The 14265-nt window shown below is 70.1% G+C and carries 10 protein-coding genes, 1 tRNA gene and 1 pseudogene; 3 read left to right on the top strand and 9 right to left on the bottom strand.

What is annotated here, in order from left to right:
- Window positions 1–101 precede the first annotated feature (101 nt).
- A pseudogene (locus OG496_RS46595) lies at window positions 102–662 on the top strand (class I SAM-dependent methyltransferase); the annotation flags it as partial.
- Between the two features lie 202 nt (window positions 663–864).
- Here the strand turns inward: OG496_RS46595 and OG496_RS46590 are convergent.
- The 5 genes from OG496_RS46590 to OG496_RS46570 all read right to left on the bottom strand — a co-directional run bounded on the left by OG496_RS46590 (window position 865) and on the right by OG496_RS46570 (window position 9184).
- The gene (locus OG496_RS46590; RefSeq protein WP_399388980.1) at window positions 865–2085 is read right to left on the bottom strand and encodes a cytochrome P450; all 1221 of its coding nucleotides are present in this window, start codon (window positions 2083–2085) and stop codon (window positions 865–867) included.
- A gap of 421 nt (window positions 2086–2506) precedes the next feature.
- Window positions 2507–3013, bottom strand: coding sequence for an RICIN domain-containing protein (locus OG496_RS46585; RefSeq protein WP_366492154.1), 507 nt, complete (start codon window positions 3011–3013; stop codon window positions 2507–2509).
- 1152 nt (window positions 3014–4165) lie between these two features.
- Complete coding sequence (locus tag OG496_RS46580; protein WP_405975197.1) at window positions 4166–6817, bottom strand: LuxR C-terminal-related transcriptional regulator; 2652 nt, start codon at window positions 6815–6817, stop codon at window positions 4166–4168.
- A 192-nt stretch (window positions 6818–7009) separates the two neighbouring features.
- Window positions 7010–7804: an alpha/beta fold hydrolase gene (locus tag OG496_RS46575; protein WP_366492014.1), complete on the bottom strand. Its 795-nt coding sequence runs from the start codon at window positions 7802–7804 to the stop codon at window positions 7010–7012.
- A gap of 1306 nt (window positions 7805–9110) precedes the next feature.
- A tRNA-Pro gene (locus OG496_RS46570) sits at window positions 9111–9184 on the bottom strand.
- 165 nt (window positions 9185–9349) lie between these two features.
- Between OG496_RS46570 and OG496_RS46565 the strand changes: the two genes are divergently transcribed.
- Window positions 9350–10060 (top strand): transketolase, encoded by a 711-nt coding sequence (locus tag OG496_RS46565; RefSeq protein WP_405975196.1) that lies wholly within the window; start codon window positions 9350–9352, stop codon window positions 10058–10060.
- Between the two features lie 40 nt (window positions 10061–10100).
- Window positions 10101–11027: a transketolase family protein gene (locus OG496_RS46560; protein WP_405975195.1), complete on the top strand. Its 927-nt coding sequence runs from the start codon at window positions 10101–10103 to the stop codon at window positions 11025–11027.
- A 63-nt stretch (window positions 11028–11090) separates the two neighbouring features.
- On the opposite strand, the gene OG496_RS46555 is transcribed toward OG496_RS46560, so the two are convergent.
- The 4 genes from OG496_RS46555 to OG496_RS46540 form a co-directional block, all read right to left on the bottom strand.
- Complete coding sequence (locus OG496_RS46555) at window positions 11091–12398, bottom strand: MFS transporter (protein WP_405975194.1); 1308 nt, start codon at window positions 12396–12398, stop codon at window positions 11091–11093.
- A 280-nt stretch (window positions 12399–12678) separates the two neighbouring features.
- Window positions 12679–13044, bottom strand: a complete 366-nt coding sequence (locus tag OG496_RS46550) for an MmcQ/YjbR family DNA-binding protein (protein ID WP_366492018.1) — start codon at window positions 13042–13044, stop codon at window positions 12679–12681.
- A gap of 30 nt (window positions 13045–13074) precedes the next feature.
- Window positions 13075–13665, bottom strand: a complete 591-nt coding sequence (locus OG496_RS46545; protein WP_405976838.1) for a GNAT family N-acetyltransferase — start codon at window positions 13663–13665, stop codon at window positions 13075–13077.
- 11 nt (window positions 13666–13676) lie between these two features.
- Window positions 13677–14261 carry a helix-turn-helix domain-containing protein gene (locus tag OG496_RS46540; protein WP_405975193.1) on the bottom strand — a complete coding sequence of 195 codons (585 nt, stop codon included), beginning with the start codon at window positions 14259–14261 and terminating at the stop codon, window positions 13677–13679.
- Window positions 14262–14265: the final 4 nt, after the last annotated feature.

The raw sequence follows: 14265 nt of genomic DNA, 5'->3' as shown, positions 1-14265 counted from the left end.
CATGAACGACGCACGGGCGATCCCGCGAGCACCTTCTCCAGTGCTCTGACCGGAAACGATCACCGTGGCGGGTAGCTGGTGGGGCTGGGGGATGATGTCGGATGACCACCAGCTCACGCGCCCATTCGTTCAACGCGGCGGCTGACCAGTACGCGGCCAGCCGGCCTTCGTATCCTCCCGCGCTCTTCGATTGCATCGAACAGCTCGCGAGCCGTCCCCTGGCGCGTGCCCGTGACACCGATATCGGCGCGGGCACCGGAATCGCCACTGCTCTGCTGGATCAGGCGCGGGGCTGACGTGACCGCTGTTGAGCCCGGCGACACCATGGCCGCCAAGTTCCACACTGTGCTCCCGGATGTACCGATCGTCAGAGGTGACGGCAACGCCCTCCCCCTCGCGGACGCCTCCCAGGACCTCCTCGCCTACGCACAGTCCTGGCAGTGGACCGACACCACCCGCTCGGTCCCGGAGGCGCTGCGGGTCCTGCGTCAGGGTGGTGCGCTCGCGATCTGGTGGAACACCACTTGCCTTCGACGTGGCCTGGATCCTGGAGCAGCACCAGCGGATCGCTCAGTACTGCGGAGTGAAGGCTACTTCTCGGGTCCGTCCCGACGACAGCGACGCCATCCGGCTTGCGGGCCTGTCGGCGCTTCGGTGGCGAGAAAATGGACAGGAAGAAAAAGATGTCGACATGGACAGCCGCATATGCAACGTCGAACGGAAATCCCTCACGCGCACCGAATACGCACATCACCACCGCTGCAGCCGCCCAGCCCGGAACTGCTCTTTCAGCCCACGCTCAAGCCGAGAAGGCCCGTCAGTTCTGCACCGACGGGCCTTCAAATCTGACCCACAAGTTCTCCGCTACCAGGTGACAGGGAGGCTCAAAAGACCGCACACCCGACTTCCGTTGGTCCAGGCGAGATCCTGCGCTGCACCCGCGAGTGCGAGGGTAGGAAATTCCCGAATCACCGAACTGATGGCCACTTGCAACTCAACACGAGCAAGGTTGGCTCCGAGGCAGTAATGAGGGCCATGCCCGAAGGCGAGGTGCTTGTCGTCGGCGCGGCGGATATCGAACGTATCGGGGTCAGGAAAATGCCGCGGATCGAAGTTCGCGGCCACGACAGGGGCGAGAACACCTTGGCCTTGTTCAACGGTGGCCCCTGAGGGAAGCGACACGGTTTCGGTTGCCACTCGCAACAGCCCTCCGTGGCCTGGGACTTCCATGCGAAGGATCTCTTCTACGGCGATAGGCACGAGTCCTGGATCGTGGCGAACTGCGGCAAGTTGGTTCGGATGCCGCAGGAGAGCGAGGATGCCGCGGCCGATGACGTTGCCGGTGGTCTCGTGGCCCGCAACAATCAACCCCCGTACCATGCGGGCCAGTTCGTCCGAGCTGAGCCGGTCGTTCTCGTCGTGTGCGTTGATGAGGTCGTCCAGCAGATCTTCGCCTGGGTTTCTGCGGCGCGCGGCGATGAGGTCATCGATGTAGGTGATGAACTCCGCGGCGGTCTTCGAACGCTCCGGTGCGGAAGCGGTGCTGGTGGACAGGAATGTGTCCGACCAGCTGCGGAAGTAAGGACTGTCCTCAGCCGGGACACCGAGCAATTCGCAGATGATGTTGATCGGTAGCGGAAAGGCGAAGACGGCCATCAGGTCCGCCGGACGCGACCCGCCATGCGTCTCCGTGAGCAGTTGGTCTGCGACAGCTTGGATCCGGGGCCGCCAACTCTCCGATCTCCGGGGAGTGAACGCCGCCTGCACTATGCGCCGAAGCCGGGCATGATCCGGCGGGTCCATGTTGACCAGTGCGTTCGGATCGTCGGAGAAGTCGGCGTCAGGCAGCATGCGCGGAGCGCCGGCGTAACGCAGGTTCCGGCTGAAGCGCGGGTCCGCGTAGACCTCTCGCACATCGTCATAAGTGGTGGCCAGGAGGACTTCGTCGCCGCTGGGCAATACCACGGGTGCCAGTGGGCAGCCACGTCGTCTGCTCTCGTACGCGCCGGGCGGACTGCCATGAGGTCCCGGCGGGAACGGGAACGTGGCCTCGCCGCTGGTTGTCTCGGTGGTGTCCGGCACCATGGAACTCCTCCCAGGAAGATGCCCGGCCGGAACTATCTGATGGAGCGTCAACTCTCCAGATCCTCCAGAGATTCAGCGTGATGCGCAAGGCTCCGACACCTCTGAATGACCCTCGTGCAGTGCGCTTCATACCCGGCACCCCACTTGCAAGGCGGCCGAAGCGCGCCTCGGCGATGCCCGGTTCGTCCTCGACGAGCTGGGAAGGCGCGGGTGGAGTCTCGACAAGGTCGGCATGTTCGGCCACTCCTTCGGCGGCTTCACCGCCTCACTCTCCACCCGCCCCAACACTGGTGTCTCAAGCGCGACTTCGCCGACCAATGAGCTGAGAAACGGTCCGGGGAGCCGTCACAGTGACGGTCCCCCGGATGGTTCCGGGTGTGCCCGAAGACCGTGGGCACACCCGGCTTGGCAGGAGCGATGGCTATCCCTCCGCCCAGTCGTCGTACTGGTGGGAGGGATCGCAGGTGCCCACATACGGGAGGGTGCCGTTTGCCACGCTGTCCGTTGTGAGGCAGAGCCCGGTCGACGCGCTCTGCCAGACGGCGTACCAATCCGAGACGGGGCCTACGGCGTAAAGGTTCCACTGCTGGTTGACCGCGGACGCATCGCAGTACGCCATCGTGACCGTCCCGCCCCCAGAGGTCGGCGCGGTGATGCACCGTCCCGTGTTCTGGTTGAGGAACGTGAACTGGCCGGTCTGGCTGTTGTACCCCTCGTACCAAACCTGCTGAGGGTTACCGGTGCACGAGTACATGACGAGTCTCGCGTAGTTGCTGGTGTCGTTGTCGAGGCAGTGGCTCGAGTGCCAGACGTGTATCGAGACGCCGCTTGTGGCCTGCGCGGGTGTGCCGGTCAGTGTGATGGTCAGCACCGCCAGTGCGGCGGTGACGAGCGCGAGCATGCTGCGTCGTTTGGACCGGGAATTCATCACGTTGGTTCCCCCTCTGTCTGCGCGCGGAGCCGGGCGCCCTCGCGCTGGTCGCCATCCGGTGTGGTCGCCGACACGGCCCGGAGCTCCTGCCGATGCCGACGGTCAGCGGCGGGTCAGGACCTGTCACTGGAGACCAGGGCAGCAGCCAGCTGTCGGCCGCGTCCCACCGCAGTGTGTCCACCAACCCGTAGTCGCGGGATTCGCCGCTGGCGGTGAACAGGTCGAGATGGTCGGGAAGGCGGTTGACGACGCCGATCTGACCACCTGGAAAAGCCGCCGAGGACAAGCCGAACCAGCCGGACCAGCCGGTTGATTCGTCCCAGTACGCGCTGTAGACCCCGTTGTCCGTACCCACCGAGAACAAGTCCAGATGGGTGCTGACACGCGAGACCGCCGTGACCGTCGACCCGGGCGACGCGACACCCCCGGAAATACCGAACCAACCACCGGCCCAACCCCCCGCATCGGACCAGTACGTCGACACGATCCGCCCGTCGGAGGCGACGGCGAGCACGTCGATGCGATCGGAGCTGGTGGCGAACGCGGTGATCGGCGTGGTCCTAGGGCCGAGCAGCGGTGCGGAAGCGAGCGCGGTATCGGGCGCGGCGCCGGTGGCCGACCGAGTCGCGGCGCCGGCGGGGCTGCGCAGCCCGGCCACGTCGATGGCGGCTGCCATCACTCCGGCCCCGGCCGCCGCGAGTATGCCTCTGCGGGAATTCCCCATTGCGTCTCCTTCATTTGAGTAGGCACGCCACCGGACCGCTGTGCCCTGCGAACCCCGCGATACGGCTGCCGTCAGCGCGGCGGCCGGTGACCCGTGCCCCTGCCCCCGGAGCGTTGAACGAACGTCGTGGAGACCGAGGTTGCCGCCATGCGAGAGATTGCCCGTGCCACCGTGGCATGGCATGAGTAACCGGTACTCATCCGTGTCCGGAGGCCGTCGGTCCGTCGCGCCCAGGTCATCGAGCCGCCGGGCCGGCCCTGCTGCCCGGACGCGGCCACTGCCGTGCGTCGTCGTGTCGGAGGGCGGCGCTGCCGTGGCCTGATGTGTCTCGGCACAGCGCAGAGCCGCGGGAGGGGCGCGGTGGTCCGTGACGAGGAGCGATGAAGATCGAGCCCGAACGGGCGTGGGAGGGTACGCGTCGTGGTCTACAACGGACGATGCGGACGTGCGCCGGGTGACGAAGTCCCGAAGGTCTGGGCCAGTTCGCGCCGGGTGGTGACGCCGAGTTTCGTATAGGCGTGCTGGAGGTGGTTGTCGACGGTGCGCACGGACAGGGTCAGGGATCGGGCGATGTCCTGGCTGGTGTTGCCGCCCGCGGCGAGCAAGGCGATCTCACGTTCGCGGGTGGTGAGCACAGCGGTGACCTGGGCGACGGCAAGCAGAGGCGTACGGGCGCCTTCGCAGCGGGCCCCGGCTGTGGCGGCCCGGTGGGCGGCTGCTGAGGCACGGCGGGGCCGGCCCACCCTGCGCCAGGCGGCCGCGGCGGCGGCGGTGGACGCCTCGGCGGCGAGCAGATCCGCACCGACGGCCTGGCACGCGTCGGCGGCCCGGAGGAGCCGCTCGGGGTCGTCGACGGCCAGCGCCGTCACCAACTGAACGCGGGCGGGGGCGAGTTCCCCGTCGCAGCTCCGGGCGAGCGCGGTGAGCCGACCCGTGACCTGTTCGGCTCCGCCGAGCCGGGCGACATCGGTCAGCAGCAGCGCCTCACCGGTGACATGACCGGTCCCGCGGGCGGTGGCCGCGGCACCCACGAGCACGGAACAGGCCCGCCTCAGGTGTCCACGGGCGGCCAACAGCCATGCTTCACCCAGGAATTCCTCCCCTGCGGACAACAGACCCGGTTCCACGGGCGGCAGCGCGCGGTGCTCGGTGAGCGTCGCCTCGGCCGCGTCGAGATCTCCCAGTACGGCCGCACACGCGGCGAGCCCGCCGAGCACCGGCCGCAACGCCATCGCATGGTCGATGCCGCGGGACACGGTGGCGGCCTCGGCCCACCAGCGGCGGGCGGTCACGGGGTGTCCGGCCAGCCAGTGGGCGCGGCCGAGGAGGACGGCCAGCCAGATCCGCACCCGGGAACCGGCCGCGGTGAGTTCGGCGTAGGCCGGCTCGCCCACCCGGCAGATCTCGGCCGCCGGAGCACCGGCTTCGGTGAGCGCGAGGACGAGCGGGATGCGCTGGAAGGCGGGGTGGGCGGCGAGGGCGTGTTCTTGGACCCGCCGGTGCGCGTCGTGGGCGCGCCGGGCCCAGGTGGTGGCCTCGGCGGTACGGCCCACCAGGGCCAGCGCGGCGGGTTTCATCCAGGCGCCGCGCAGCCAGGCGTTGAGGTCGGGGGCGTCGCCGACGTCGGTCTCCAGATCCTCCAGCAGGGCCAGCCCCTCAGACGGTCGCCCGCCCACGACCCGCAGGAAGCCCTCGTTGATCGTGAGCTTGCGGCGGTCGGCCGGGCTGCTGAGCTGGGCGCGGGCGGCGTCGTTGACCGCGAGCGCCTCGGCGACGGGGGCGTTGCTCCACAACAGGCTCGTCGTCCGGACCAGGGCGACCGCGAGCTTGTCCTGATCGTCCACGGCCAGGGCGTTGGCCTCGGCGAGCGTCGCCTCGGCCTGCTGCCAGCGGCCCAACTCGAACAGGGCCTCGCCGAGCCGCAGATCAGTGGCGGTGGTCCGGTGCTCTTCCGGCAGGGCTTTCAGGAGGGCGACGGTCTGGGGTAAGTCGTGGGCGTGCCGGGCCAGTACGGCGGCCTGGGCGAGAAGCGTCGGGTCGGCGGTGCCGGTGGCGGCCAGTTGCCAGGTGGCGATGTGCAGCAGATCGCCACGTCGGCGGGCGCCGCGCGCCTGGACGCGGGCGGCCTGGTCCAGGAGCAGGGCACGGCGCCGCAGCAGCGGCAGTCCGGCGCGCAGCACCTCGCCGTACAGGGGATGGGCCAGCGACACCGTCGTACGCCGACGGTCCTGGGCGACCCGGATCAGCCCCGCCTGCTCCAGGGCCGCGATCACCTGCGGTGGGGCGAGGGCTTCGGCGTACGTCAGGGACAACGGCTCGCACAGCGCCAGCAGTTCGAGTACGGGGCGTCCCGCGGGGTCGGCGGCGGCCAGCCGCGTCGAGATCATCTCGGTCAGCCGTGCGGTGCCGGGTAACCGTTCGTCGACCAGGTGCCAGATCTCCCCGTCCTCGGTCAGATTCCCGGTGGCGAGGGCACCGAGGACGAGTTCGCGCAGGTACAGCACGTTTCCTCCGCTCGCGGCCGACAACTCGTGCAGGGTTCTTCGCGCGACCGGTCTGCCGAGCGCAGCCTGCAACAGCGCATCGACCTGCTGCGGGCTCAGTACGGTCAGATCGACCCGGTACACCGAGTCCCCTCCCCGCAGCGCCGCGACAGCGTCCCCGTACGGCTCACCGGTGCGCACGGTGCCGATCAGCAGGAGCGCGCCGGTGTCCATCAACTGCCGCAGCAGTACGGCCGAGGAGGCGTCCAGCAGATGCATGTCGTCGACGAACAGCACCCACTGCCGCCCCGGCTCCGCGGCCAGCCCCCTGGCAACCGCAGCGAACCCTGCCACCGGGTCGGACAGGTCCACCCCCGCGGGCAGCAGATGCGCGATCGCCCCCAGCGGCACCGCACCCGCCGCGGCACTCGCCGCGGCCCGACCCACCCGCAAACCCTTCCCCGCGGCCCGGCCCAGGCACTCCTCACCCAGCCGGGACTTGCCCACCCCGGCCGGCCCGCCCACCACGAACCCCCGGCATTCCCCGTCCGTCAACGCTGCGGCGAAAGCGTCCAGCTCCGGCCCGCGTCCCACCAACGGCCAACGACCTGCCCGATCCCCCATCCGGCACCCCCGGTAGAACGAGACACGCGGATCCCCCGACCTGAGGGCCTGAGACAGCACTCCACGCACTCGTCGCATGGCATTTGACACCATGTCAGACCAGGTGGACAGGCGGCGCTCCGCAATCGGACGGCAAGGCCGCGAGGCCGGTTGCGGCGATCCTCAGGAGGTGGTCCGGCTCGTGGTGAGGAAATCCAGGACGAGCGGGCTCGCGACAGCGCGGTACTCCTCGAAATAGGCGTGCCGCGCTCCCGGGATCATGTGCTGCCGCGCGCCGGGGATACGGTCCGTGAGCAGGGGAGCGTTGGCTGCGGGATTGAGCAGGTCGTCGGTGCCATGGACGACCAGGGTGGGTGCGCCGATGCTCGGCAGGAGCTGCCACGCGTCGTGCCGGTTGCCGGCCGCCAGGTGGCGTCGTTGCGCATGGGCGGGCATCCCCGGGTCACCGAGCGTCTGGAACGGGCCGGGGTTCGCCGCCAGCCAGGCGGGGGTGTACATCAGCTCCAGCAGAGCCTGCCGCGCCGCACCCGGTTGCGGCTGCACCAGCGACCTGCGCACGTCGTTGGTGCGTTCGACGGCGTGCGGCCCGCCGGGCGACGTGCACCCCAGCACCAGAGCGCGCACCCGGTCAGGATGGCAGGCTGCGAGCTGCTGGGCCACGCGACCTCCCATGGACGTGCCATACACATCGGCCCGGTCGACACCGAGGTGGTCGAGCACCGCGATCACGTCCAGGGCAAAGAGCTCGGTGCTGTAGGGCTCGTCGGGCTTGTCACTCTCCCCCGTGCCGCGGTAATCGAGCGTGATGGTGCTGCGGTCGACGTGGAAATCATCGCGGACCCCGTCCCACCAGTGGTGGTTGTTCGCCTGGCCCGCCAGCAGGACCAGCGGTGGCGCCCCCTCGCCTTGGACCTGATAGGCGATACCGACCCCATCGGGCGTCGTCGCGTGCGGCATGCGGATCGTCACTCCTCATGGTCAGGATTCGGCACGTCGTGACACCAGGGCTTCCCGCAGCCCCTGGCCGACCGGAAGCCTCCGTCATCCTCTACTGCGGCAGGGACTATACGGCCAGCGTGTTCACCGCTTTTCTTAAGCACCGGCCCGGGAAAGGAGCCGACAATGACGGGCCCTGCCGCTGACTGCTTCTCGGGCACAGGTGGGGGGCAACTCGTGCACCATCGAACCCGTGACCTGTGGAGCCCTCAGATGAAATGGCCGCTTGCCCGTGGACGTCACAGCCACTGTGACCACGGTCGGCCGGCCATCACGATCGAGAATGGGCCAGTCGGCCGCGTGGTGCGGTCGGTGTACGTCCTGTTGTGGCACGTACGGAGTTCCGTACTACGAGGCGTTGCGACTGAACGGTCGGCGGGCCGCCGTTCGGACGGCGGCCCGCGTGCCTCTTCCAGGCGGCTGCCCCGAAGCCGCTGGAGCACTCCATCCAGGCGGCCGGAGGCGTGGACCAGTCCGGCCTCGAAGTTGCCCGGAGGCACAGGCCGGGCTGTCGGCGACTTCCCCGCGGGAGAGGAAGGCAAGCCCGGCGCTTGTGGGTGCGCCGCAGGCTCGCTCCGCTGCGGGATGATCCCTCTCGGCGCATCCAGGAATACCGAAGGGCTGTTCTCAGCCTAGGACGCTGACACCGGATAAACTGCCGGCATTCCGGAACTGTTACGCAAACCGGCCCCTGGTGCGGCACAGGCCATCCGCAGCGGCAACCGGACGGACGGCGCGACCACGCCCTCAGCCTCAACCGGCCGTCCAGCACCCGGTGGAGCACCAGCCAGCCTCGTCACCCCCCGACCTCGTTGAACGTGCTGTGGATGGGGTGGCTCAGCCGGAGACGGCTTCTGCATCCGTGACGGTCGCGCAGACCGCAGGACCTGATCGACGCCGGTCATTTGCAGGACCCGCTGCAATGACTCCGGCGCACATGCCAGCATCAGCACGGCCACCCGCTCGTCCGCCTTCCTCCAGGCTCCGAGTAGTACGACAGGCGCTCCATCAGATCGGGGTAGGGAACTCTTCACGACCGGTTCAAGAATGGCAACGCACTCCGCATGGTGCGTCATCGGAAAGACAGCGACGCCTCCACGAACCGCCCGCTGTGCGCCTTACCGACCGCGCTGTGGCGCGCCTTGACCGGGTCGAGGCGCGCCACAGCCCCCGTCAAGCGCCCTGATCCCCAAACGGCCCCCAGGAATGACCAAGAGGCCGCTTCAGATCTCCTCTGAAACGGCCTCTGACCTGCGACTTCGAAAAGTCGGGACGACAGGATTTGAACCTGCGACCCCTTGACCCCCAGTCAAGTGCGCTACCAAGCTGCGCCACGTCCCGCTGCCCGTCTGACCTGGGGTTTCCCCTGGTTGAACGCGCATGGAAACAATACCGCACTCGCGTCGGTGATCGCGCACGCCTTTATTCGGGGCCCTGGGTCGCCTCCGCCCGACTCCCCCCGCGCCGCTTGACCTGAAGTTTGGTTGAGGTTGCACGATCGTCCGCATGACGACGACCACCACGGAACACAGCCGCCTGTACACGCACGGCGACCTGCCCCGACTCATGGGGCTGATGACCGGCGACGAGAAGCACGGCCCGGCGGCGACCTCGACGCTGGACGTGCTGTGGGTGCTCTACGACCGGGTGCTACGGGTCGGCCCGGAGCGGATGGACGACCCCGAGCGGGACCGGTTCCTGCTGTCCAAGGGGCACGGGCCCATGGCCTACTACGCCGTGCTGGCCGCCAAGGGATTCGTCCCGGTGGAGTGGCTCCCGGACTTCGGCTCCTACGACTCGCCGCTCGGGCACCATCCTGACCGGGTGCTGGTGCCGGGCGCCGAGATCGGCAGCGGGTCGCTGGGGCACGGGCTGCCGATCGCCGTCGGGACGGCACTCGGGCTGCGTGCCCAGGGGCGTATCGAACCGCGGGTCTGGGTGCTGGTCGGGGACGCCGAACTGGACGAGGGCAGCAACCACGAGGCCATCGCCTTCGCCGGGCCGTCCGGACTGGACCGGCTGCACACCGTCGTCGTCGACAACTCCTCCGCCAGCCATGCCCGGCCCGGCGGTATCGCCGCCCGTTTCGAGGCCGCGGGCTGGTCCGCGGTGACGGTCGACGGCCGCGACCACGAAGCGCTGCACGCCGCCTTCACCGCGCCGCACCCCGGCCGACCGCATGTGGTCGTGGCCCGGGTGGAGCCGAAGTCCGCCTGATCGTCCCTCCCCATCACCAGCGCATCGAGAAAGGCTCTCCATGGACACCATGCGTGACCGTCTCGCCCCGGTCGTCTCCCGGCTGCTCGACGAGGACCCGCGGGTCGCGGTCGTGCTCGCCGAGATCGGCAAGGACGGCTTCGCGGACGCCCGGCTCCGGCACCCCGACCGGGTGATCAACGTCGGCATCCGCGAGCAGCTCCTCGTCGGGGCGGGCGCGGGACTCGCCCTGACCGGGATGCGTCCGGTCGTGCACACCTTCGCGAGTTTCCTCGTCGAGCGGCCCTTCGAGCAGGTCAAGCTGGACCTCGGACACCAGGACGTCGGCGCGGTCCTGGTGAGCGCGGCGGCCTCCTACGACTGGCCGGCCGGCGGGTTCACGCACATGGCTCCGGGCGACGTGGCCCTCCTCGACACCCTGGACGGCTGGACCGTGCACGTGCCGGGCCACCCGGACGAGGCCGAGACGCTGCTGCGGCACGCGGTCGCCGCGGGCGACGACAAGGTGTACGTACGACTCTCCGTCCAGTCGAACGCGGAGGCCCTCCCGGTCGACGGCGCCCACTTCCTCACCATCCGCGAGGGCCGCTCCGGTGTGGTCGTCGCCGTCGGACCGATGCTCGACACCGTCCTCACCGCGACGGAGGGCCTCGACGTCACCGTCCTGTACGCCACGACCGTCCGGCCCTTCGACGCGGACGCGTTGCGCGCCGCCACGCGCGAAGCCGGGACGGACGTCGTCCTCGTCGAGCCGTATCTGGCGGGCACCTCGACAGCAGCCGCGAACGACGCACTCGCCGACGTACCCCATCGCGTGCTCGGCCTGGGCGTCGGCAAGGCCGAACTCCGGCGCTACGGCACCGTCGCCGAACACCTCACCGCCCACGGCCTCGACGCGCGGACGCTGCGCGAGCGGATCGGCGACTTCGTGGAAGGAGGAGGCGGGCAGGTGGCGGCGCGGGGCTGAGGCCGCGCCGTACGACAACGCCCGCACCGCCACCCGCACGTACACCCACCGTGCCCGTCGCCGTCAACTCTCCTGCGGGCACGCCCGTTCACGTATCGCCGCCCCGCTGGGGGCACTCGCCCCGCTCGGGCCGACCGGTATCGCGTCGGCCCGTACCAGCCCGCGTATGGCAGGCACCAGGAGCAGCGAGATCGGCACCACGAAGCTCATCGCGCCCGCGACGAGGAGCACGTGGTCGGCGCCGAGGGCCGCGGCGGCGGGGCCCGCCAAGGCCTGGCCGACCGGCATCATCGCGAGGGAGCCCGCCACGTCGTACGCGTGGATGCGGTTGAGGACGTCCGGTGGAACCTGGGTCTGGACACTGGTCGCCCACATCACGCCCCAGAAGGACATCCCCACCCCGGCGACAGCTGCGCCGGCCGCCATGGCCGGTACGCCGAGTCCCGCTCCGACGGTCGCCGGGAACCCGGCGAAGGCGAAGAGGGCGATCGCACCGGCGCGCAGCATACGGCGGGGGCGCAGCCGCAGGGCCAGCAGTCCGCCCACGACGGTGCCCGCGCCGAGGGCCGAGTTGACCAGGCCGTAGGCGCGTGGGCCGTGCTGTTGCACCACCTCGGTCGCCACGAGCGGAACGGTCGGGCCCCATACGGCGATCATGTACAAGCACCAGACGGCGATGACTCCCCAGAGCCACGTGCGTGCTCTGAACTCCCGCCACCCCTCGACCAGATCGGCCTTGAAGGCGCCCGACCCGTGCCCGGGCTCGCGGCTGCCCGGTGCGAGCGGGGGCAGCCGGAGCAGCAGGAGGCAGAGGGCGCTCACCGCGTAGGTGGCGGCGTGGGCCGCGAACACGCCGCCGGGCGAGGTGAATCCGACGAGCAGGCCCGCCACGGCCGGGCCCGCGAGTTGGGCGGCGGACTCGGCGATGCGTATCGCGCCGTTCGCGCCCTGGATGTCGGAGGCGAGTCTCGGCACGGTGCTCGCCACGCCGGGCTGGAACACCGCGCCCGCCACGCCGTTGACGAAGCCGATCGCGCAGATCTCCCAGAGCACGACATGGCCGGTGAAGAAGAGCGCCGCGGCGAGGGACTGGGTGCCGAGGCGTACCAGGTCGGCGCCGATCATCAGCTTGCGGGTGCTGAACCGGTCCGCGATCACCCCGCCGAACACCACAAGTCCCGCGAAGGCGGCGGCCGTAGAGGCCATGGCGAGGCCGACCGCGCCCGCGCCGTATCCGTGTTCCAGGAGGCCGGCGGCGAGGGCCACGGGCAGCATGGTGTCGCCGAGCCGGGCGACGGCGCGGGCCACGAAGAACAGGGCGAAGTCCCGTGACCAGACGGGGCGTTCACCGCCTCCGCCGCTCCGCTTCACCGGCCCCGCAACCGCACCGGCACCTCCTCCAGCACCCCTTCCGGCAACGATGTCATCGCCGTCGCCATCGGCTCCGCCCGACTCCGCCTCCGGCCCGCTTCCCGTCCCGGTAGCCATCCCCCACCGCTCCCTCCCCCGACCGCCGCCCCCGAAGCGCCCCGCCGGTGCTCAAGACATCCCGCTCAGAATCGTTGCCGTGGGAGCCTGGTCCCCCTCCGTCCCGGCTCCCATCCCCGCTTCCGGATGATGCCACGCGGCACTGACAACGCCCGAGGGAATTTCAGTCGCCGGACCCGGCCGGGAGGCCCAACTCGGGGTGGGCGTCCAGGAGTCGGGGCGGGGCCGCCTGGCGCCAGGAGTCGGCGAGGATGTCACGGAGTTCGTCCTCGCTGTCCAGCGCGGAGAGGCGGGCCCGGACCCAGGCGAAGCCCGCCTCGTGGTCGGCGACCCAGAACTTCTCCGGCTCCGCCAGGACCAGTTCGTCGCGCTCCTCCTTGGGGCAGCGCACCGCGATGGAGGTCTCCTCCTCGGGCACGGTGACGAACATCTTTCCGGCGACCCGGAAGGTGGGCATGTTCCAGGCGGTTTTCTCCGTCGTGTCCGGGAGGGAGAGGGCGATACGGCGTACGTCTTCGGCATCCGGCATGACTCGCAAGATAGCGGCTGCCACTGACAATCACCTGGTGGGAGTGCTCGCCCCCAAGTCCGCCTCCGCATCCGACCCGACGTCCGCTCCGCCTCCCTTCTCCTCTCCCACGCGCTTGTAGTACAGCGTCGTCGGCCGCAGCACCCCGGCCGGGCTCGCCGCGTAGTCCGGGATCACGCCGGCCCGGGTCCAGCCGGCCGAGCGGTACAGGTGCTCGGCGGGACTGTCGGTCTCGGTGTCGAGGTGGAGGAGGATGATGCCGGCGGCGACGGCCGCGTCCTCGGCGACGGTCAGAAGCCGGCGGCCGAGCCCCGATCCCCTTGCCTCCCGGTGCACCATCAGCTTGACCAACTCTGCGCGGTGGCGGCTGTTGGGCTTGTCGGGGAAGGCCAGGCTCACCGTGCCGACGACCCGGTCACCGCTCAGCGCCGCCCACACGGCGAGCCGCCCGGCGGCCACACCGTCGGCACGCTCCCGCCACCAGTCGACGGCAGCCGCCCGGCCGAGCGGAGCGAGAAACCCGATCGAGGCGCCGTCGTCCACAGTGTCGACCAGCAGATCGGCCAACTCGTCGACGGCAGCGATCAGTTGAGGCGAGTCCAGGCCCCGGACCGTCACCATCCCCTTCGCCTTCACGGCAACACCACCGCCAGTACGTAGCGCACGCCGTCAGGACCCGGGCACCGGAACCGCGTCGGCCCCCACACCCGCAGCCGCAGACAGTCACCGGCGTCCAGGTGGTGCTCGGTGTCCTGGGCCGTCACGTCGAGGGCACCCTCCAGGACCCAGATGTGCTGTTCCAGGCCGGGCACAGGCGGCCGGTCGTAGGCGAGGTCGGCGCCCGGCCGGAGCCGCCCCTCGACGAGTTCGCCGCGCAGCCCGGTGTGCGGGGGTGACACGGATCGTCGTACGAAACCAGAGGCGCGGTCCTCCCACACCGGTTGCTCGGCGGCGCGGACCAGCAGGGCGGGTTCGGCCTCCACCTCGCTGAGGAGTTGGGACATCGTCCGGCCGTAGACGCCACAGAGGCGGTTGAGGAGGGAGGCGGTGGGGCTGATCTCGGCGCGTTCGGCACGGGACAGGGTCGAACGGCTCACCCCGCTCCGCTCCGCCAACTCGCCCAGGGACCAGCCGTGTTGGGCGCGCAACTCGGCGAGCCGGGCACCGAGCCGGATGTCCACCGGGTCAAGAGTCGCCGCCGTTTCCTCTGATCTCACATCC

Origin of the sequence: Streptomyces sp. NBC_00988 (assembly GCF_045162645.1) — a bacterium.
In the GTDB taxonomy this organism is placed as follows: Bacteria; Actinomycetota; Actinomycetes; order Streptomycetales; family Streptomycetaceae; genus Streptomyces.
Note: the sequence above shows the minus strand (reverse complement) of the source record. Positions and strands in the feature narration are given on the sequence as shown.

What these genes read in the sequence shown, in the direction of transcription:
- OG496_RS46590 (WP_399388980.1), bottom strand. Translation starts at nt 2,085, where the DNA reads ATGGTGCCGGACACCACCGAGACAACCAGCGGCGAGGCCACGTTCCCG.
- OG496_RS46585 (WP_366492154.1), bottom strand. Translation starts at nt 3,013, where the DNA reads ATGAATTCCCGGTCCAAACGACGCAGCATGCTCGCGCTCGTCACCGCC.
- OG496_RS46575 (WP_366492014.1), bottom strand. Translation starts at nt 7,804, where the DNA reads ATGCCGCACGCGACGACGCCCGATGGGGTCGGTATCGCCTATCAGGTC.
- OG496_RS46565 (WP_405975196.1), top strand. Translation starts at nt 9,350, where the DNA reads ATGACGACGACCACCACGGAACACAGCCGCCTGTACACGCACGGCGAC.
- OG496_RS46560 (WP_405975195.1), top strand. Translation starts at nt 10,101, where the DNA reads ATGGACACCATGCGTGACCGTCTCGCCCCGGTCGTCTCCCGGCTGCTC.
- OG496_RS46550 (WP_366492018.1), bottom strand. Translation starts at nt 13,044, where the DNA reads ATGCCGGATGCCGAAGACGTACGCCGTATCGCCCTCTCCCTCCCGGAC.
- OG496_RS46545 (WP_405976838.1), bottom strand. Translation starts at nt 13,665, where the DNA reads ATGGTGACGGTCCGGGGCCTGGACTCGCCTCAACTGATCGCTGCCGTC.